Source organism: Pseudomonas sp. NFR16, assembly GCF_900108875.1.
Classification (GTDB): Bacteria; Pseudomonadota; Gammaproteobacteria; order Pseudomonadales; family Pseudomonadaceae; genus Aquipseudomonas.
In genome coordinates this window covers 627,931-647,678 of the sequence record NZ_FNYJ01000002.1, presented here as the reverse complement: position 1 = coordinate 647,678, position 19,748 = coordinate 627,931, and the positions used below count along the sequence as shown (strand labels likewise).

19 protein-coding genes are annotated in these 19,748 nt (G+C 61.3%); 4 read left to right on the top strand and 15 right to left on the bottom strand.

Annotated features, from left to right (window positions below; genetic code table 11):
* Positions 1-16 precede the first annotated feature (16 nt).
* From BMZ10_RS11610 to BMZ10_RS11565, 10 genes are all read right to left on the bottom strand, one after another.
* A complete protein-coding gene (locus BMZ10_RS11610; RefSeq protein WP_093461727.1) occupies positions 17-1,168 on the bottom strand; it encodes an efflux RND transporter periplasmic adaptor subunit in 1,152 nt (383 codons plus the stop codon).
* A gap of 111 nt (positions 1,169-1,279) precedes the next feature.
* On the bottom strand, positions 1,280-2,377 hold the full coding sequence (locus BMZ10_RS11605) for a DUF1513 domain-containing protein (protein WP_093461724.1): 1,098 nt from the start codon (positions 2,375-2,377) through the stop codon (positions 1,280-1,282).
* A 1-nt stretch (position 2,378) separates the two neighbouring features.
* Positions 2,379-3,443, bottom strand: coding sequence for an imelysin family protein (locus BMZ10_RS11600; RefSeq protein WP_093461721.1), 1,065 nt, complete (start codon positions 3,441-3,443; stop codon positions 2,379-2,381).
* Positions 3,444-3,469: 26 nt separating this feature from the next.
* A complete protein-coding gene (locus BMZ10_RS11595; RefSeq protein ID WP_093461718.1) occupies positions 3,470-4,897 on the bottom strand; it encodes a di-heme oxidoreductase family protein in 1,428 nt (475 codons plus the stop codon).
* A gap of 142 nt (positions 4,898-5,039) precedes the next feature.
* On the bottom strand, positions 5,040-5,579 hold the full coding sequence (locus BMZ10_RS11590) for an AP2 domain-containing protein (protein WP_143070286.1): 540 nt from the start codon (positions 5,577-5,579) through the stop codon (positions 5,040-5,042).
* Positions 5,580-5,824: 245 nt separating this feature from the next.
* Positions 5,825-7,174 carry an imelysin family protein gene (locus tag BMZ10_RS11585; RefSeq protein ID WP_093461713.1) on the bottom strand — a complete coding sequence of 450 codons (1,350 nt, stop codon included), beginning with the start codon at positions 7,172-7,174 and terminating at the stop codon, positions 5,825-5,827.
* A gap of 192 nt (positions 7,175-7,366) precedes the next feature.
* Entirely contained in the window at positions 7,367-9,418 is a 2,052-nt protein-coding gene (locus tag BMZ10_RS11580; RefSeq protein WP_093461710.1) for a putative bifunctional diguanylate cyclase/phosphodiesterase, read from the bottom strand.
* Positions 9,419-9,716: 298 nt separating this feature from the next.
* A complete protein-coding gene (locus BMZ10_RS11575; protein ID WP_093461707.1) occupies positions 9,717-10,313 on the bottom strand; it encodes a superoxide dismutase in 597 nt (198 codons plus the stop codon).
* Between the two features lie 187 nt (positions 10,314-10,500).
* Positions 10,501-11,103 carry a LysE/ArgO family amino acid transporter gene (locus tag BMZ10_RS11570; RefSeq protein WP_093461704.1) on the bottom strand — a complete coding sequence of 201 codons (603 nt, stop codon included), beginning with the start codon at positions 11,101-11,103 and terminating at the stop codon, positions 10,501-10,503.
* 21 nt (positions 11,104-11,124) lie between these two features.
* Positions 11,125-11,526: an ACT domain-containing protein gene (locus BMZ10_RS11565; RefSeq protein WP_093461701.1), complete on the bottom strand. Its 402-nt coding sequence runs from the start codon at positions 11,524-11,526 to the stop codon at positions 11,125-11,127.
* Positions 11,527-11,615: 89 nt separating this feature from the next.
* On the opposite strand from BMZ10_RS11565, the gene BMZ10_RS11560 reads away from it, so the two are divergent.
* The 3 genes from BMZ10_RS11560 to BMZ10_RS11550 all read left to right on the top strand — a co-directional run bounded on the left by BMZ10_RS11560 (position 11,616) and on the right by BMZ10_RS11550 (position 14,548).
* Entirely contained in the window at positions 11,616-12,515 is a 900-nt protein-coding gene (locus BMZ10_RS11560; RefSeq protein WP_093461699.1) for a LysR family transcriptional regulator ArgP, read from the top strand.
* A 105-nt stretch (positions 12,516-12,620) separates the two neighbouring features.
* Positions 12,621-13,619, top strand: coding sequence for an NAD-dependent epimerase/dehydratase family protein (locus BMZ10_RS11555; RefSeq protein ID WP_093461696.1), 999 nt, complete (start codon positions 12,621-12,623; stop codon positions 13,617-13,619).
* 68 nt (positions 13,620-13,687) lie between these two features.
* Positions 13,688-14,548, top strand: a complete 861-nt coding sequence (locus tag BMZ10_RS11550) for an ATPase (RefSeq protein WP_093461693.1) — start codon at positions 13,688-13,690, stop codon at positions 14,546-14,548.
* A 217-nt stretch (positions 14,549-14,765) separates the two neighbouring features.
* On the opposite strand, the gene BMZ10_RS11545 is transcribed toward BMZ10_RS11550, so the two are convergent.
* Genes BMZ10_RS11545 through BMZ10_RS11535 form a run of 3 tightly spaced genes read right to left on the bottom strand, consistent with a single transcriptional unit; the run spans position 14,766 to position 17,372 of the window.
* Positions 14,766-15,815: an alkene reductase gene (locus BMZ10_RS11545; RefSeq protein ID WP_093461691.1), complete on the bottom strand. Its 1,050-nt coding sequence runs from the start codon at positions 15,813-15,815 to the stop codon at positions 14,766-14,768.
* A 52-nt stretch (positions 15,816-15,867) separates the two neighbouring features.
* A complete protein-coding gene (locus BMZ10_RS11540; protein WP_093461689.1) occupies positions 15,868-17,034 on the bottom strand; it encodes an MFS transporter in 1,167 nt (388 codons plus the stop codon).
* Positions 17,035-17,069: 35 nt separating this feature from the next.
* Positions 17,070-17,372 carry an ArsR/SmtB family transcription factor gene (locus BMZ10_RS11535; protein WP_093461686.1) on the bottom strand — a complete coding sequence of 101 codons (303 nt, stop codon included), beginning with the start codon at positions 17,370-17,372 and terminating at the stop codon, positions 17,070-17,072.
* A 231-nt stretch (positions 17,373-17,603) separates the two neighbouring features.
* On the opposite strand from BMZ10_RS11535, the gene BMZ10_RS11530 reads away from it, so the two are divergent.
* The gene (locus tag BMZ10_RS11530; protein WP_093461683.1) at positions 17,604-18,200 is read left to right on the top strand and encodes an acyl carrier protein phosphodiesterase; all 597 of its coding nucleotides are present in this window, start codon (positions 17,604-17,606) and stop codon (positions 18,198-18,200) included.
* Here the strand turns inward: BMZ10_RS11530 and BMZ10_RS11525 are convergent.
* Positions 18,161-18,949 carry a lysophospholipid acyltransferase family protein gene (locus tag BMZ10_RS11525; RefSeq protein WP_093461680.1) on the bottom strand — a complete coding sequence of 263 codons (789 nt, stop codon included), beginning with the start codon at positions 18,947-18,949 and terminating at the stop codon, positions 18,161-18,163. The genes BMZ10_RS11530 and BMZ10_RS11525 overlap by 40 nt on opposite strands.
* Positions 18,949-19,704 (bottom strand): L-ornithine N(alpha)-acyltransferase, encoded by a 756-nt coding sequence (olsB, locus tag BMZ10_RS11520; protein ID WP_093461677.1) that lies wholly within the window; start codon positions 19,702-19,704, stop codon positions 18,949-18,951. The genes BMZ10_RS11525 and olsB overlap by 1 nt, the downstream gene beginning before the upstream one ends.
* Between the last annotated feature and the right edge of the window lie 44 nt (positions 19,705-19,748).

Sequence of the window (19,748 nt, the reverse complement as noted above, 5' to 3'; positions counted from 1 at the left end):
TTGGACAGTCAGCCGATCAATCAGCCTTGGGCTGAGAGTTCTGCTCGGCGGGTGCTGCCTGATCGGCACTGATGGCGACGGCGGCGCCGTTGTCGAGTTTGAGCTGGCCACCGGTCACCACTTGCTCGCCGGGTTGCAGGCCCTTGCTGATGATGACCTGACCGCCGCGACGCTCGCCGGTGGTGACGAAACGCCGTTCGACGATGAGCTGCGGTTCGCCCTTGGCATCTTTTTCCGGCTGGCCGTCGCTGCCTTTTTTAGGAACGACGACGTACACCGAGTTGCCGTAGAGCGTGTAGGTGATCGTGCTTTCGGGCAGCACCAGTTGCCGACTGTCCTCACCCAGCAGCACTTGCAGGTTAGTGAACATCCCCGGCAGCAGCTTTCCGTCGGGGTTGGGCAGCGTGGCGCGGACCAGAACATTGCGCGTTGTGTCCTCGACCCTGGGGTTGATCGCGCTGATGCTGGCAGTGAACACGCTATCCGGATACGCCGAAACGCTGACTTGCACCTGCTGGCCGATGGCGAGTCTGGGCACCATTTGTTCCGGTACATAGAAGTCGGCGTAAAGGCTGGTGAGGTCCTGAAGCGTGGCAATCACCGTGCCGCTGGCGAGATAGTCGCCCACGTCCACCTGGCGGATGCCGATGGTGCCGCTGAAGGGCGCCAGAATTCGTTTCTTGGCGAGCGAGGCGTTCAGTTGCGCCACGGTAGCCGCCGCTTTCTTCTGGGTCGCGGCGAGCTTGTCGAATTCGCCCCGGGAGATAGCCGAGTCGCCTACCAGCTTGCTGCCGCGGGCGTAATCGACCTGAGCCAACCCCAAGTCCGCTTCGGCAGTACCCAACAGACCTTTTTCAACGTCGCTGTCGAGTTGCACCAACGGTTGGCCGACTTTGACCTTCTGCCCGGATTCGAACTGCACAGCCCTGACCGTGCCAGCGATCTCCAGTGCCAGATCGACACCTTGCAACGCCTTGAGCGTGCCGATGGCCGGCAGGCGGTTCTGCCACGCGCGTTCTTCGGCCACAGCGACCGCCACATTGATCGGCGGCTTCGGTGCGCTGAATTGCTGGATCTGCTGGTAGATCGAAAACGCCTTGTAGCCACCCAGGGCGAGAACCACGATCAACACGACTCCCAACATGATCACCATGCGGCGACGCAACATAGTTCATTCCTTGGAAAATTGATGCCCTTCGGGCACAGGTGTTGATTTGAACTGCTTACCTTGATGCCTGCAGGCATCAAAGCAGCAATTCCAAGCCAACCCCAGGCCTACTCACACCAGATGCAAATGGTTGTCCCACAATCCCGAAGGCAATGCCAGTGGCTGGGCGATCAATGTGTTCTGGCGGCAGTCGTAAAACCGGCAGCGACCCTGGCCCGAAGTCACGACGAAGCCGTCTGCGACCGCCCCGACGCCTGCGCAATCGGGCAGCGGCGCGTCCAGGCGAAGTACACCGCTGTCCAGGTCCCAGATAAAGAAACGGTTGCCCCTCGGTGCAGTCAGCGCGACGAGCCGCAATTCGTCGTGTATCGCCACGCTGGCGGTGTAATGCGCCATCGACTGCAACTGCTGCGCGGCAACCGGGAATGCCTGAAATGGCTGGCCCGGACGCTTGATCGCCAGCAATTCGGCTGACTCGTGAGAAGGCCCCATGAATTGCTGACCGGTGACAACCGTGCCGTCGCTGGCGATCGCCATGTGCCGCACGCTGTTCATCTGTTGCGAGAGCGTTTCCTTGCTCAGTAACGTGCCGTCTCGCTGCATCAGCACAAGGCTGGGCTCCATCGCATCGAGGTTCATTTCGACGCGGCTTTCCGCCTCGGTCCTGATGCCACCGTTGGCGACCACGAGCGTCTCGCCATCCGGCATCCAGGACACCTGATGCGGGCCGATGCCGTGGGTCGGCATCTCACCGGCATGCTCCAGCCGGTCACCGACGAAACGGTAGATGCCCAGCAGGCCACGGCCGGGATCACGCGTGTCGTTTTCAGTGGCGTAGAGCCATTCGCCGCTCTTGTGGATGACCGCATGGCCGTAGAAATGCCGGTCCGGTCGCGATGTGATGGTTTGCAGCAGACGCCCGTCGCGCAGGTCGATCAGGTAGCTTTGCGTGCCCGGCCTGCGCGCAACGAACAGCGCCAGCGGCCGGTGCGGATGGTTGACGATGTCATGGCAACGCTGCGCGACCGCGGTGGCGAACACCTGCATGCCGTCCACGCGATAGCCCACGGCGTAATGCTGCCCGTCGCTGCCGTCCCGGGCGGACAACAACAGCGGGCTTTCGCCCTTTTTCCTGAACAGCGTCCAGCCGCCCAGGGTGCAGGCGCTGAGCACAAGACTGCCGAGGGCCAGAGCCTGACGTCGCAACATATCAGTCACCATCGTTGGCGTTGAAACCCAACTGAATGCCCAGCGCCTTGGCCAGTTCGCCTTCATGCAGGCGATGGACGACGTTCAGGCTGTCGTAAAAAGCGTTCAATTGCTGACGGCCTTCTTCAGTGGCCAGCAAATCCGCCAAGGGCGGTTTCAACGCGGCGAGCTGTTTGCGACTCTCTGCGTAGGCCGCGTCGATCTTGTCGGCCAACGGCTTCTGCCCAGCGGGCAACAGGCCACGCAAACCTTTGTTGTCGACACCCGACCAGACGGTTTCGGCGCTGGCAAGGCTCGCCTGCAGGCTGCTCAGCGACGCCTTGCTGCGCCACGCTTCGGCCTGGAAAGGTTGCGGCATGCCTTTGGTCTGGCGACCCAGTGGCGTACCGAGTTTCTTCTTCAGCGTGTCCAGCGCAGTCACTTGCACGCGCAGCAATTCGGCAATCGCTTCGTGAGCGTCAGCGTAGCGCTGGTTGGGGAATTTGCTCAGCTGCGCGAGCATGCCGTCGCTGTTGTTCCAGCCGTTGAGGATGTCTTCGGCCAAGGCTTTCTGACGCTCGCCGATCGCAATCAGCAGCGGGCAATAGCGGCTTTTCTGTTCGGCGTTGGCCATGTCGATGTTGGCGTCGAAGAGAATGTATTCGTAGGCCGACAGGCCCTGGACCACCACGCTGGATTTCGCCAGCGCGTCGGCAGTGATCTGCGGCTGAGCGGTGACCAGTTGCTCGACCTGACGCCCGACGAGGTTTTTCTTGTCTGGCCAGAACTGAATCTGCCACGCACGATTGTCCTCGGCCAATGGACCGATCAACAGCGGTTGCAGCTCGGCCCAGGCTTTTTGCGCATGCAGAAAGTCAGCGCGCGCGGTGTCCAGATCGGACTCGCCCTCACAGTAGGCCAACGCGCTGACCGCCAGCTGCCTGTCTGCATCGACCCAGCGGCTGTAGGTCGGCAGGATCACCTGTTTGGCGATGGCTGCCGACGTCACCGCCTGCGGGTCGGAAGGCGCGCAGGCGCCAAGCGCGAGGGCGGCCAGACTGGTGAACAACAGCTTGGGACGGAACATGCCCGACTCCTTATCTTTAGAAAACGTTATAGAGAATTCAGGAACGCCAGCAGCGCCGCACGTTGCTGCGCATCGAAGGCCAACACCTGACGCTGTGCAGGCAACGCCTCGCCGCCATGCCAGAGCACCGCTTCCATCAGGTTGCGGGCGCGCCCGTCATGAAGAAACCGGGTATGGCCGCTGACCATCTGCGTCAGGCCGATGCCCCACAGCGGCGGTGTGCGCCATTGCTGGCCGCTGGCCTGAAACTCGCTGAGGTTGTCGGCCAGGCCCTCGCCCATGTCGTGGAGCAACAGATCGGTGTAGGGCCGGATCACCTGATTGGCCAGCTCCGGCTCGGCGGCATCGGCGGAGGTGGTGAACTGTGGCGTATGGCATTGCTGACAGCCGGCCTTGAAGAACAGGTTCTTGCCCGCCAGCACTTGCGGGTCCGCGACGTCACGGCGCGCGGGAACACCCAGATTGCGCGTATAGAAGGTCATCAGTCGCAGGATGTTGTCGCTGACTTCAGGTTCGCCATCTGGCCCCTCGCCAGTGGGCGCAGCCAGGCAGGCCGTTTGCGTCGGGGTGCAATCGTCGGCTGGCTTCAGACGGGATGTCAGCCCCATGTCGCCCGCCAGGGCGTGGGCATTCTGCTGATTGACGCTGGGCTGCGAGGCCTTCCAGCCGAAGCGCCCAAGCACAATTTTTTGCTGCGCATCGTCCCAGACCCGGTTGGGCGTGCCGGTGATGCCGGTGCCTTTTTTGTCCTCGGGATCAGCGTTGGCGAGAATCGCCGCCTCAGGAATTGCCTCCAGCAGACCCAGGCCGATCATGGGTGGGGCAATGCGCGCCGATGCGCGGGTCTGCGGGTGCATCGGGCCGTACCCGAGCTGGGTGATCTGCAGGGTAGGGCGGCGCAGTTGCACCGGCGTGCCGTCGCGGAAGTGCAGCGTCATCGAGTCGTACTCGACCCGCACCTTGCCTTCCGGCGGGACACCGGGAATGGCCATGTCCTGCAACTGAGTGCCGTAAACGGGTTCGGGTGTCAGCCCCAGTTGTTCGATTTGCCGGGCGTATGCGGGATCATTGGGGATCGACAGTCGCACCAGCATCGACACCGCGTTGTCGGCGCCTGCCTCGGGAGGATGACCACGGCCATCCTTGATGTGGCAGTTCTGACAAGCATTGGTATTGAACAGCGGGCCGAGGCCGTCGCGGGCGGTCGTTGTGGCCGGTGCGATGACCCAGGGGCTGCGAAAAAAACTGTTGCCCACGCTGAAGTCCAGGCGCCGGGATGGCGACAGGTTGGCAGAAGGCAGGGAAAAGGCATTGCGGTCGCTTTTGTTGACGGTGCCCGCGCCGGCGGACTGGGCCTCGCCGGGTTCGGCGGTGCTGAAACGCGGGGCGTCATCGCACCCGCCAATGGCCATGGCCACGAGCAGGAATAACGAATAACGGGACCGCGCAGTCATACAGATCCTGCAAAGGGCTTGAAATCGGGGCGAGCAAGCTTACCAGCCCCGACTTTGATGAATAAGAGGGATTTGCGTTTGTAAGTGCCTCTCGCAATGTGTTGTTACCAATTCGCCGATCGAGCGCGATCAATCGGCGATTTCAGGTACCGGCGATCTCCAGCGTCGGGTTTTCCACCAGCAGTTGCATGAGCCGCCGTTCGCCTTCGACGACCTTGAATGAGCGGTAGTCGCCAATGCCGTCGAGCTGTCGTTCTCGCTCCCGGATGGCCAGCTCCTTGGCCCGCTCGTAGCCGTAATACTCGACCCGGAACGACTTGGTGACGCTGCTGCCGTTGCGCAGCGTTGTCCGCGCGACCCAGTAGGCGACGCCGGTGTAGCAGCGGTAATGCACCCCGGGATGTCCGCTGGTGTTGGTGGCGATGATGCGCTGACGAATATCGCGGCTGAGTCTGGGCAGATGGCTCAGGAGCAGTTGATCGCGGCAGGCGTCGGCTGCTTTGCGCGCCGCTTCGCGACCGCCGTAGCGGGAGAACGAGAACAGTCGGTTGAAGGTTTTGCCATCGCGATAGAGCGTCACTTTCCAGGCTCGAGGCCCCTTGATGCCGACCAACAGGTGGATGCCGTAATCGTTGGCTTTCTGCTTGCTGACGCGGCGCCTTTTCTTGTCTCTCTTGGGCACTGTCTGTCTCCTCCTGGATGGGATGGGGTCAAGGAAGTGCGCATGATCGACGCCGTGGGAAGGGCGTTCAATCCGACGGAGAGCGAACAGGAAATGCCTTACAAACCTTACAGATCGGTCCTCAAATTCGGTGGCTTGTGAGGTATTTCCAGCCTTCGGATGACAAAAAAAATGCCGGCCCGTGACCGGGTCGGCATCGGTTGTCGTTCGCTTGAACGGGCGGTAAACAGGCGCCGCCCGATCCGTCAGAACTCGTGGTCGGCGTTGTCGGAGTTCAGGTCGGTGATGCCCAGCTTGCCTGCGGCCTGCTCGATCGCGCCGGTCTGTTTGACCAGTGCGCCGATGGCGTCACGCACCACTTGATTACCGGCAGTGTTGCCAGCGGCGATCAATTGATCGAAGTGCTCGCCCTTGTTGGCGTGGTCGACGATGACTTGCAGCTTGGCCTGGGTGTCGTCCAGGTCGGCACGCAGTGTGGCATCGGTGGCGGCGTCCGCTTTGGCGACGAGGGAAGAGAGGCTCGCTCCGCTGACCTTGCTGCCATCCACGCGGGTGTACTCGCCCAGATAGACGTTGCGGATACCCAGGCCGTTATAGAAGTGGGAATTGTGGGTGTTGTCGCTGAAGCAGTCGTGTTCGTCTTCGCTTGAGTTGGCCTCCAGTGCGACTTTCATACGCTCTCCCGCCAGTTCGCCCAACGACAGGCTGCCCATGCCGAACAGCATTTTGCGCAGGCCGCTTTCGGCAGGCTCGGCTTCCAGCGTTGCCCGGTAGTTGTCGGCCACGCCGGGTTTCCAGTTGTTGACCATCTCTTCGAGGTCGCTGATCAGCAGCTGCGTCACGGCTTTCAGGTACGCGCGACGACGGTCGTTGTGACCTCCCGTGCCGCCTTGACCTTCGATGTAATCGCTGGCCGGGCGCTCACCCGCACCTGGGCCCGTGCCATGCAGATCCTGACCCCAGAGCAGGAATTCGATGGCGTGATAGCCAGTGGCAACGTTGGCTTCGGAGCCACCCAGTTCATTGAGGCTGGCGAGTTTTTCCGGGGTGATCTCGGTGACATCGACCTTGTCTTCGCCGACCTGTACCGAGGTGTTGGCGATGATGTTGGCGGTCGCGCCAGGGTTGCCCAGGGCGTGCTGATAATCCTTGGCCACATAGTCGATCAGGCCTTCGTCCAGAGGCCAGGCGTTGACCTGACCTTCCCAGTCGTCAATCAGGGTATTGCCGAAACGGAAGACTTCACTTTGCATGTAAGGCACGCGGGCTGCGGTCCAGGCATCGCGGGCCGCTTTGAGCGTTTGATCATTGGGTGATGCGAGGAACGCGTCGACGGCCGTGCCCAGTTTCTTCGCGGTTGACTCGGCGTCGCTGAACACGGCAAACACGATGCTGACGTAATTCGCGACCACTGCCTTGGTGGTGGACTCGTCTGTCTGGGCGGGGGCGGGGGCGGCAGCGGGAGCGGCGGGGGCGGAGGCTGTCGGCGCGGGCGTCGGTGCGGCGGCGGCGGGCTTGTCCTTGCCTTGGTCACAGCCGGCCAGAGAAATAGCGAGGGCCAGCAGACTAGCGGTTGCCAGAGGCGTACGAATCATGACGGAATCCTGCGTCGAAAGAGTATGTGAGCGTTGGCGAGCGCCAAAAAAGCTGCGACATAATGCGAAGGATTTGCATTCCGTGTAAAGGCAAAACGCCCATACTGGCGAGGGGAGATATTTCAAGCTGTTACAAGAATCCGGACCCCGTCATTGTGCAGGAGCAGGCTCCGGCAGGCCGGTGACTTTAGGTTACAACACGCCGACGTGAGTACGCTGCGCCTGCTTCAAATACGACAGCAATTCTCGGGCGGGCAAAGGTTTGCTGTAGAAATATCCCTGACCTTCATGGCAGCCCTCGGCAATGATATACGCCTCTTGCTCGGTCGTTTCGACCCCTTCGGCAATCACCTGCATGCCCAGGCTCTTACCCAGCTGGATGATCGCGCGCACGATGGTGGCGTCGTCATCATCGTCGATCAGGTCCTGAACGAAGCTCTTGTCGATCTTGATTTTGTCCAGCGGCAGGCTTTTCAGGTAACTCAATGACGAATACCCGGTACCGAAGTCGTCGATAGCGATCAGCGCACCGGAGCGGCGCAGACTGAGCAGATGCTGAGCGGCGGTGCTGATGTCTTCCATCAGGCCGGTTTCAGTGACTTCCAGCTCCAGACTGCGGGGCGGCAATCGATAGATCTGGAGCAGGTTGTTGACCACTCGCGGCAGCTCGGAGTGGTGCAACTGCACGGTGGACAGGTTCACCGCCATGCGCAGATCGGTAAACCCCTGGTCATGCCACTCGCGCAGCTGTTTGCAGGCCTGGTCGAGCACCCATTCGCCGATGGCGATGATGGTGCCATTCTGCTCAGCCAGCGGGATGAACTGATCCGGCGGCACAAAGCCATGTTCCGGATGAATCCAGCGAATCAACGCCTCGACGCCCACCACGCGTTGATCGCGATAGCTGATCTGCGGCTGATACACCAGATGAAACTGATTGCGCACCAGCGCTTCGCGCAGGTCTTTTTCCAGTTCGCGCCGGCGGCGCATCTCACTGTCGACGCTGGCGATATAGAACTGATACCGGTTGCGAGAACGGGTTTTGGCCAGCGTCATGGTCTGTTCGGCTTTTTGCAGCAACTTCTCGGTGCTGTCGCCATCTTCCGGGAATAACGTGATGCCGATGGTCGCGCGCAGGCGGATTTCTTCATGCTCCACGGCGAAAGGCGCTTCGAGGTCGTCGAGGATGTTTTGCGCAAGCTCGGCGGCCTCATACGGTTGCTCGATGTCGGCCTGAACCAGCGCGAATTGATCGCCGCCCAGACGGGCCAGCGCACCGAGTCTTCCGCTGTGACTGCGCAGGCGATCGGCCAGCGCAAGCAGCAGTTGGTCGCCCGCCTGATAACTGAACTGCTCATTGATGCCTTTGAAATCGTCCAGACCTACGCACAGCACCGCCACGCGATGTTGCACCTTGCCGGCGTCGATGAGGATTTTGTCCAGTTGCTGCTGCAATTGCTGGCGATTGGGCAGCCCGGTGAGGAAGTCGTACTGCGCCATGCGCAGCAGGCTCGACTCGGCCTCGTGGCGCAAGTGCGTGTTGCGTTCGATGGACGCCAGCAGTTGGTTTGCCGTATTGACCCAGATGCCCAGTTCGTTTTTCTCGTGGCCCTTGAGCAACGGAAGCTGGTGCTCACTTGGGCGATCGGGATTGATGCTGGTCAGGTGTTCGATGATTCGCGACAGCGGTTTGGTCAGCAGCCAGTGATAGACCAGATAAAGTACAAGGCCCATCGCCAGCGCGCGCAGCACGCCTGAGATGAAAATGATCATCGAGTTGATCAGAAAGCCTTCGCCGTAAGTGGCGGTGTCGAGGGTGATCCGCAAGTCGCCGTAATATTCGCTGTACGGGCTGCGGCCCACCAGTTGAGTGGTGAAACTGCGCTCCTGGCCGAGAATCAGGTCGGTCAGCCAGCGGGTGGGGGATGCCTTGAGGTCGCGGGTTTTCTCTGCCAGCAGGGTTTCGTTCGGATGACCGATGGACGCCATGCGCACGGCCTTGTCCTGGAACAGCCCTTCGATGACCTGCATCCCCATCTCTCGGTCCAGGCTGTAGACAGCCTGCGTAGACGGGTCGCGGAACATGTCGAGGATCCGCGCGGCATCGGTGGCGACGGCTTGCCGGGTCTTGTACGCGTCGTAGACGATCTGTGCGCAACTGAGCACAACGCCAACGATCAGCGCCGAAAGCAGCACGACGCGCAGCAGCTTTACCGACAAGCTGTTTTTGAGTTCCAGCTTCAAATGGGCATTCCTTCATCCATGCTGATAGCGGGGCGACTGCTTGCAAGCATTGACATTGCAGGCCTTCGGGTCAAGCGTCCTGGTAAACGCATGGCTCGTATGATTCGGATAACGTTTCACATGCAGGCACGTAAGGCTATCACCACTGTGTCGGTAAACAGTGGGCGGAACTTGAGCCTCGTTTCGTCGAACGGGCATCTGCTGATATTAGTCCGCTATCGCTTCCTGACAATACATAAAGGATGAACAGAAGCTGAAAAAAAACCCGGCCAGGCCGGGTTTTTGTGTGAATCGGCAATCAGGCCGTGAAGCCTTTGCCTTCGAACTGTTCAGCGACGAACTTCCAGTTCACCAGGTTCCAGAATGCTTCGACGTATTTTGGACGCAGGTTACGGTAGTCGATGTAGTAAGCGTGTTCCCAGACATCGCAGGTCAGCAGCGGGGTGTCGCCGCTGGTCAGCGGGTTGCCGGCGCCGATGGTGCTGGCCAGTGCCAGGGAGCCGTCAGCCTTCTTCACCAGCCAGCCCCAGCCGGAGCCGAAGGTGCCGATGGAGGTCTTGCTGAATTCTTCCTTGAACTTGTCGAAGGAGCCGAACGCAGCATTGATGGCATCTGCCAGCGCACCGGTTGGCTGGCCGCCGGCGTTAGGGGCCAGGCAGTTCCAGTAGAAGGTGTGGTTCCAGACCTGGGCTGCGTTGTTGAAGATACCGCCCGAGGAGGTCTTGACGATTTCTTCCAGGGTTTTGCCTTCGAACTCAGTGCCTGGCACCAGGTTGTTCAGGTTCACGACGTAGGTGTTGTGGTGCTTGTCGTGGTGGTATTCCAGAGTTTCCTTGGAGATGTGCGGTGCCAGAGCGTCATGAGCATACGGCAGCGGCGGCAATTCGAAAGCCATGGTAATTCTCCTAATCAGGTCAGTTGCGGTTTGCGCAAGGCCGATCACGGGCGGCCAGACAGAACATACGCCGGCGAGTTTGTACTCTTTGCGACGCAGGGGCTGGATCATAGCACCGGCCCCGGCCCTTAACCACGCAACAACTGTGTGGGATAGAGGTTCCAGAGCATTGCAATCAATTCCAGGTTTACGCCGTACGGATCAGCTGCAACGCCACGCTGAACATCATCACAGCCACCATCAGATCCAGCAGTCGCCACGTCGCCGGGCGTGCCAGCCACGGCGCAAGCCACGCCGCGCCCAGCGCCAGAGTCGAAAACCATAACAATGAAGCGCTCGCAGCGCCCGCCACATAGGCCTCGGGCACGGCTTGCTGGGCCCCGAGCGAACCGATCAGCAGAACGGTGTCGAGGTAGACGTGCGGATTGAGCAGCGTCACCGCCAGCGCGGTCAGCAAGACGGCGCGACGCGAGCGCTGACCATCGGCATCACCCTGCGCCAGGCTTTGCGGCGAAAGGGCGCGTCGCAGCGCCTTCGCCCCGTACCACAGCAGGAATATCACGCCGCCCCAGCGCGCCACCGCTAACAACGCGGGATTGTGCGCGAGCACGTTGGCCAGTCCGAACACTCCGGCGGCCACAAGAACAGCGTCGCAGACGATGCACAGCACTGCGACGGAGACGTGATGCTCGCGGCGCAGGCTTTGCGCGAGGACGTAGGCGTTCTGTGTGCCGATGGCCATGATCAGACCGCCGGCCACCAACAGCCCGTTGAGATAGCTTTGCCACATATCATCGGTTCCAGAGTCAGATCAGTGGGCGTTCTCGGCCAACTCACGCAGAACGGACAGCGCTCTGTGCGCATCGTCCTTACCGACGAAAAGATGATCGTGATAGAAGCCCGCGATGACGTTGCAACTGACCCCTGCATTGCCCAGCGCCGTGGCGAAGGCGGCGGTCAGTCCGACGGCTTCCAGTGACGAGTGCACAGTCAGGGTGATCCACGCCATCACATAACCCGAATCAAGCCCCAGCGCCCGGGCTTGCTGGCGTTCAAGAATGACCGTCACGCCTTCGCGCTCGCGGAAGCTGCCCAATGGCTGCGTTCCGTGCAGATGACTGACGTCGGGCACGCTGCAGAACACATACTCGCCGTCGTTCAATTCAGGACTCATGCTGCGCAGCAGCACACCGAGGGAGGTTTCACCGGACATGACATATCTCGCTAAACAGATGTGGCCATTGTCAGGTTTGACGGGGTATAAGAAAAACCAATAAACATGATCGCTCATTAGGAAAACTGATGTTCGACTACAAGCTGTTGGCAGCGCTCGCTGCGGTCATAGAACAGGCGGGTTTCGAGCGCGCGGCGCAGGTCTTGGGGCTCTCCCAGTCAGCGGTGTCTCAGCGCATCAAGTTGCTAGAGGCACGGGTCGGCCAGCCGGTGCTGATACGCGCGACGCCGCCCAGTCCGACCGACATTGGTCGCAGGTTGCTGAACCATGTGCAGCAGGTGCGTCTGCTCGAACGGGACCTGCAAAGCGTCGTGCCGGCGCTGGATGAAGGCGGCACGCCCGAGCGACTGCGTATCGCTCTGAATGCCGACAGTCTGGCCACCTGGTGGGCGCAGGCGGTAGGCGATTTCTGTGCTGAACATCAATTGCTGACCGATCTGGTGGTCGAAGATCAGGACGTCGGCCTCAAGCGCATGCGCGCCGGAGAAGTGGCGGCGTGCCTGTGCGGCAGCGAGCGGCCAGTGGCCGGTGCCCGCAGTCTTTTGCTTGGCGCGATGCGTTACCGTGCGTTGGCGAGTCCGGCGTTCATTGCCCGGCACTTTCCCGAAGGGGTCACCGCCAAGTCGCTTGCGCGCTCGCCGGCCTTGGTATTCGGCCCGGACGATTTTCTCCAGCATCGTTATCTCGCGTCGCTGGGCGTCGAGGGCGGGTTCGAACATCATTTGTGCCCTTCGTCCGAAGGCTTCATGCGCATGACCGAGGCCGGGATGGGCTGGGGACTGGTGCCTGAATTGCAGGTCGGCGAGCAACTGGCGAGCGGCCGTCTGGTGGAATTGGTGCCCGATCACTGCATCGATGTCCCGCTCTACTGGCATCATTGGCGAAATGGCGGGCGGTTGCTGACGCAACTGACCGGACATCTGGCGAAAAAAGCAGGGCGTTGGCTGGTGCCCCTTCAGACACATTAGGCGTCTCTGATTCCCGCGCCATCAGGCGTGGCAGCGGCTCAGATCCGATGAGCGCGGGATGGCGCCGCATTCATGCATGAACACGGTAAGCAAACGGAGCGGTAAATGAAGATTCTGGTCACCGGCGCAAGCGGCTTCATCGGCGGGCGCTTCGCGCGTTTTGCCCTGGAGCAGGGGTTGAGTGTTCGGGTCAACGGCCGCCGCGCAGAGGGCGTCGAGCATCTGGTCCGGCGCGGAGCCGAATTCATTCAGGGCGATCTCAACGATCCCGACGTGGTTCACGCACTGTGCGACGACGTCGAGGCCGTGGTGCATTGCGCCGGGGCGGTCGGCACGTGGGGGCGTCGGCAGGACTTTCATCAGGGCAATGTTCAGGTCACCGAAAATGTGGTCGAGGCCTGCCTCAAACAGCGCGTGCGGCGGCTGGTGCATCTGTCCTCGCCGTCGATTTATTTCGATGGCCGTTCGCACCTGAATATCCGCGAAGAACAAGTGCCCAAGCGCTTCAACAATCATTACGCCGCGACCAAGTATCTGGCTGAGCAGAAAGTGTTCGGCGCTGAAGAGTTCGGTCTTGAGGTCATTGCGCTGCGCCCGCGTTTCGTGACCGGCGCCGGGGACACGAGCATTTTTCCGCGGCTGATGCAGATGCAGCGCAAGAAACGCCTGTCGATCATTGGCAATGGGTTGAACAAGGTCGACTTCACCAGCATTCAGAACCTCAACGAAGCTTTGATCAGCAGCCTGCTCGCCAGCGGTTCGGCGCTGGGCAAGGCTTACAACATCAGCAACGGCGCGCCGGTACCGATCTGGGATGTGGTCAATTACGTGATGCGCCAGATGCAATTGCCGCCGGTCACGCGTTACCGTTCTTATGGCCTGGCCTATGGCGTTGCGGCGCTGAACGAGGCCGCGTGCATGATATGGCCGGGCCGACCTGAACCGACGCTGTCCAGACTGGGGATGCAGGTGATGACGCGTGATTTCACGCTTGATATCAGCCGCGCCCAGTATTATCTGGACTACCAGCCTGACGTTAGCGTCTGGACCGCGCTCGATGAGTTCTGCGGCTGGTGGAAAGCGCAGCACGGCGGGGCGCTGTAAACGGCTGTCAGCATCCGTGGTTATACTGCCTGCCATTCAGATTCAGCGGTTTTTTCAAAGGGAAACGCATGCGCAAAGATCCGTATGACGACGTCGATGACGTCCCAAGCCTCAGTGCCAAAGATGACGACGATGATTTCCTTCCCGACGCCGGTGCCCGCGAACGCACCACGGTGTACTCGCGCACCACGCCGGTCGTCCAGGTGAAAGCGCCTGGCACCGGCGCGCTGTGGGCCTTGATCGGGGCGCTGTTCATTGCGTTCTGCGGCCTGGGCTGGTGGAGTTTTCAACAGGTGACGTTGATGGAGCAGCAATTGGTCGCCACGCAGGAAAGCTTCGCGCGCATCAGTGAGGAAGCCGCTGGCAGGCTGCAGGATATTTCCGGAAAGGTGGTCGCGACCGAGTCGGTTGCCAACAGCGGCGGCGAAGCCCTCAAGGCTCAGATCAAGCAGCTGCAGGATCAACTGGCTGACCAGAACAAGCAGCAACAAGGCGTGGCCGGTTTGCAGGGCGGGCTGGATAAACGGCTGGAGCAGATCAGCACGCAGAGTGCGCAGCAGCAAGCGGTCAATCAGCAGTTGCAGGATCAGCTCAAAGCCGTCACGACAGAACTGGCCGCCTTGAAAGCGGCGGTGGCAGACAGCAAATCGGCGCAGTCGGGTCAGGATCGACTGGACAACGAGATCAAGAGCCTGAGCGCGGACGTGGCCAATCTCAAGAAGAGCAACAACAGCCAGGCGATCGAGCGTCTTGAGCAGGACATGATTGTGCTCAAGAGCGAGCAGGACAATCGTCCGGCGGCAGGCGCTTCCACGGGTGCGAGCACGGCGGAGTTCGACGCATTCCGCGGGCAGATGACCCGCAACCTGAATACTTTGCAGAGCCAGATTCAGACGTTGTCGCAGCAGATCAACGCCCGGCCGCAGTAGGTTCAATCGGGCTTTGGATTGCTGCATCGAAGCCCTTCGGGCATGACTGCGAGCAAGCTCGCGCCCACATCTTTTGCAGCGAACCCCATTCTGTTGGACCGAGTGGTCAGCCTCTAAAGCTACCCACTCGGTTCCTCAGGCCATGGCACGTTCAATCATGTGGGCGCCAGCTTGCTCGCGAACGACCCGAAGGACATCAGAGTAACAACCTGAAACCTTACAGCGTCGGGTAATCCAGATAGCCTTCGGCGCCCTTGGCGTAGAACGTCTCGGGATGCGGCTCGTTCAGCGGCGCATCTTTGGCCAGACGCGCTGGCAGGTCAGGGTTGGCAATGAACGGCACGCCGAACGCCACAGCGTCTGCCTTGCCGCTGGCAAGCCACTCGTTGGCGGTTGCCTTTGTGAACTTTTCGTTGGCAATGAAGGCGCCGCCGAATGCTTGTTTCAGACGCGGTGCCAGGCTGTCGTCGAGCTCACGCTCGCGTGCGCAGATGAAGGCAATGCCGCGTTTGCCCAGCTCGCTCGCGACGTAGGTGAAGGTCTCGGCCAGGTTGTCGTCGCCCATGTCATGTGCGTCGGCGCGAGGGGCCAGATGCACGCCCACGCGACCCGCGCCCCAGACTTCAACGACAGCATCAGTCACTTCAAGCAACAGACGTGCGCGGTTTTCCAGCGAGCCGCCGTAGGCGTCAGTGCGCTTGTTGGTGCTGCTCTGCAGGAACTGGTCGAGCAGATAACCGTTAGCGCCATGGATTTCAACGCCGTCGAAGCCTGCCGCCTTGGCGTTCTCGGCACCGACGCGGTAGGCGTCGACGACGTCTTCGATTTCGGCCAGCTCCAGCGCACGTGGCGTCGGGTAATCAGCCAGCGGACGAACCAGGCTGACGTGGCCTTTGGCTGCGATGGCGCTTGGCGCCACCGGAGCTTCGCCGTTCAGGTAGCTTGGGTGCGAAATCCGACCGACGTGCCATAGTTGCAGGACGATCTTGCCGCCAGCGGCGTGCACGGCCTTGGTGACGTTGGCCCATCCGCGCACCTGATCGTTGGACCAGATGCCCGGCGTATCCGGATAACCCACGCCCATCGGCGTGACGGAGGTCGCTTCGCTGATGATCAGGCCGGCCGATGCGCGCTGCACGTAGTACTCGGCCATCATCGCGTTGGGGACTCGGCCTTCATCGGCACGGCAGCGAGTCAACGGCGCCATGATGATGCGGTTGGCCAGTTCCAGGTCGCCCAGTTTGATCGGGTCAAAAATTGTTGCCATCGTGGAAATCCTCAAAGCAGTCAGTAGTGGATGGATCCGCAGTCGTTCGAAATCATTGGGTAACAGCAGCCAGCTCGGCGTCGCCGCGCTGACGGAAATTGATCAGGGTGACCAGCAGCGCCAGTACCGCCAGTGCGCCGGCTGCCAACGGCACGCTGGTGAGGCCGAAACCGTGGGCGATGACGCTGCCACCGACCCACGCGCCAAGCGCGTTGCCGACGTTGAACGCGCCGATGTTCAGGGTGGATACCAGGTTGGGCGCCTCCTTGCCGAAGGTCACGACGTTGATCTGCAGGGCCGGCACCGCTGCAAAGCACGCCACCGCCCAGAGGAACAGCGTGACCTCGGCAGGGATCAGCGTGACGCTGGTCCAGCTCAGGAGGGTGGAGACCACGGCCATGGTGATGAACACGCCGATCAGCGTCGCAGCCAGGCGGCGATCCGCCAGTTTGCCGCCGATGATGTTGCCGACGGTCAGCCCCAGGCCAATCAGCATGAGGGTCCAGGTGACGCCACGTGGCGATACGCCGGTGACTTCGCCCAGCAGCGGCGCAACGTAGGTGAACAGTGCGAACACCGACGCGGCGAACAGTGCCGTCATGCTCAACGACAGCCAGATACCGGCGCCTTTGAGTGCGCCCAGCTCGGCGCGCATGTCGAGTTTCTCTTCATCGTGTCGCGTCGGCAGAAATCGGATCAGGCCGATGAAGGCGATCACACCGATTACCGTCACAGCGAAGAAGGTCGAGCGCCAGCCAGCTTGTTGGCCCAGCGCGGTGCCCAGCGGAACGCCCAGTACGTTGGCCAGGGTCAGACCGGTGAACATCAATGCCACGGCTGAGGCGCGACGATTGGCCGGAACCAGACCCGCCGCCACCACCGAGCCGATGCCGAAAAACGCGCCATGGCACAGCGCTGTGACTACGCGGGCGAACATCAGCACGTTGTAGTCCGACGCGACGGCGCAGAGCAGATTGCCAATGATGAAAATGCCCATCAGCGTGACCAGAGCGGCCTTGCGCGGCAGCCTGGAGGTGGCCATCGCCATGAACGGTGCGCCGATGGCCACGCCCAGCGCATAGCCGGTTACCAGCCAGCCGGCGCCCGGAATGCTGACCCCCAGGTCCGAGGCGACGTCGGGCAGCAGGCCCATGATGACGAACTCGGTCGTCCCGATGGCGAAGGCGCTCAGGGCCAGAATAAGTAGTGAAAGGGGCACGTGCGTCTCCTGAAGTCTGTGTTTGAGCTGGCCACTCAGAGTTGTTCGGCCAGCGCCTGCAAAAACGCCTGAATGACGTCTTCGTTGCGTTTGAAAAAGTGCCACTGCCCGAACTTCTTGCTGGTGATCAGGCCGGCACGCTGAAGCGTTGCCAGATGCGAGGAGACGGTCGACTGGGACAGACCGGCGCGTTGGTCGATCTGACCGGCGCACACGCCGTTTTCCAGCGAGTGATCCTGATCAGGAAAGCAGGCATAAGGGTCTTTGAGCCAGACGAGGATCTGGCGGCGGACAGGGTGCGCCAGGGCTTTTATTATTTCGTCGAGGTCGATAGGCATGTCGTTCTCAAGGCATGTATAGCGATATATCGCGATGGAGCGAACTTTATATCTGTCTATCGCGATATACAAATATGTTGAGCGCATAAGCACCGGGTAAAACGGTATATCGGGTTATATCGATATGAGCGAATCTCGGAAATGGTTTAGGCTCCGTGCATCCCTTCCGATCACAGCGGTGCCGCTGTGAGAAGGCGCGATGTTGTCTCAATCGTAAAGGTGTCTGTCTTCATGAATTACCTCGCACACCTCCATCTGGGCGGTCAGGCGCCTTCCCAATTACTTGGCAGCTTGTACGGCGACTTCGTCAAAGGGCTGTTGCCTGGGCGTTTCCCGGCCGAGATCGAAACGGCGATCCGCCTGCATCGCAGCATCGACGCATTCACCGATTCGCATCCGCTGATCAAACAGGCGATGGGACGGTTTCCTGCCGAGCGCAGGCGTTACGCCGGTATCGTGCTGGATGTGTTTTTCGACCATTGTCTGGCCCGCGACTGGCCCCGGTATTCCGATGTGCCGCTGGATGCATTCACCGGCAAGATCTATCGCGTGCTGGCGAACGAGCCCGAGTTGCCTGAGCGCCTGGCGAGGATTGCGCCGCGCATGGCCGCTCAGGACTGGCTGGGTTCGTACCGGGATTTTGCGGTGGTGGGTGATGCGCTCGCCGGCATTTCTCGCCGCTTGTCGCGCCCTGAAGGACTGGCCGGCGCCATGCAGGAACTGCAGGCGCTTTATCGGCCATTGAGCGAAGACTTCAGTGCGTTTTATCCGCAGGTGCAGCGCTTCGCTCAAGCGGCTCTGGCGGCCGGGCGAACATCGGCGGGCTGATCCACTTCGCCGAACAGCGCGACCTGCACCGCCTGCTGCGCTTCGAACGCAAGCGCCGCGCGTTCCTTGCCTTGCGAGGCAATGGTCGGCAGCAACTGGATATGCACCTCACTCACCTCATTGGCGAACAGCCGACGCAGATGCGAGAGCAGGTCATCGTCGCCAATGAACGGCGCGATCGGGTCTGGCTTGCCGGCGCGCACGTATTTGATCGCCACCGGTTGCAACGCGACGCCTGTCTCGATGGCACTGGACAGCAGGCGACCATGGAAGGTGCGCAGGCTGCGGCCATCGGTGGTAGTGCCTTCCGGGAAAATCACCAGCGAGTGATTGCCCAGGAGATGCTGTCCGATCTGCTTCTGGATCAACTTGCTGTCGCCCGAACCCCGGCGGATGAACAACGTGCCGGCTTTGAGCGCCAGCCATCCCGCGACTGGCCAGGTGCGCACTTCGGCCTTGGACAAAAAGGACAGGGGCGCGAGCATGCCCAGCAGCGGGATGTCAGTCCACGACACGTGGTTGCTGACCCACAGCGTCGGCTGGCTCGGTAACTTGCCACTCACCGTCACGCGAAATGGCAACGCTGCGCTCAGACGCGCCATGAACCAACTCGTCCAGCGCTGGCGGCGGGCCATGGAATTGCCGATGCGCAGGCGCTCCATCAGGGTGAATGCGCCGGCGATGGTCAAGCCCAGAGCGATGACCCACAGCACACGGATGACGCGCGCACGGCTGCGCAGGGTGCTCATCACACTGCAGCCTTGAAGTGGCGGGCGTAGCGCGGGCACAGCTCGTCACGCTTGAGCAGGATGAAGACGTCAGCGACCTGGAAGTCCTCGTCCCAGCAAGGCTCGCCGCAGATCTTGGCGCCCAGGCGCATGTAGGCTTTGAGCAACGGCGGCATTTCGCAGATCACGTTGCCTGGCAGGTCGAGCGTGGGCAGAGGCTTCTTGGGTTCGGCGCGCAGGTGCTCGGTGCTCAGATAACGCTCGCGCAGGCGCTGCATGATCGCGTGAGCCTGAATGCCGCCGTCTTGCATCGGAATGCTCGCGCAGCCCATCAGGTAGCTGTAGCCGCCTTCGTTGAGGATTTCTGCAAGCTCGCTCCACAGCACGGCGATGGTCCCGCCGTTGCGGTAGGCGGCGTCGACGCAGGTGCGGCCCAGTTCCAGAATCGGCCCTTGCAGATGACCGAGGCCGTGCAGGCTGAATTCTTCTTCGCTGTAAAAGCGGCCCAGCGTGCTCGCAGCCTTGTGGTCCAGCAATCGGGTCGTCGCCACCAGTTGACCGGTGCTCAGGTCGCGCACGCCGATGTGCATGCAGTGCACATCGTAATCATCGATATCCAGGCCCAGCTCGGCGCCTTTGAGTCGGGCGTTGAATTCGCCACTGAAAACGCTGAAGCGCAAGGCCTGTGCTTCCTGCAGGGCTTTGATGCCGACCAGGCGTTCAGCCTGCAGGCGGCGTTCGGAGCGGGTGTCTCGAATACTGGCGATCTGAGTCATGTGGCGTCTCCGTGGGCCAGCCCTGGTCCAGGCCGGTCGACTGA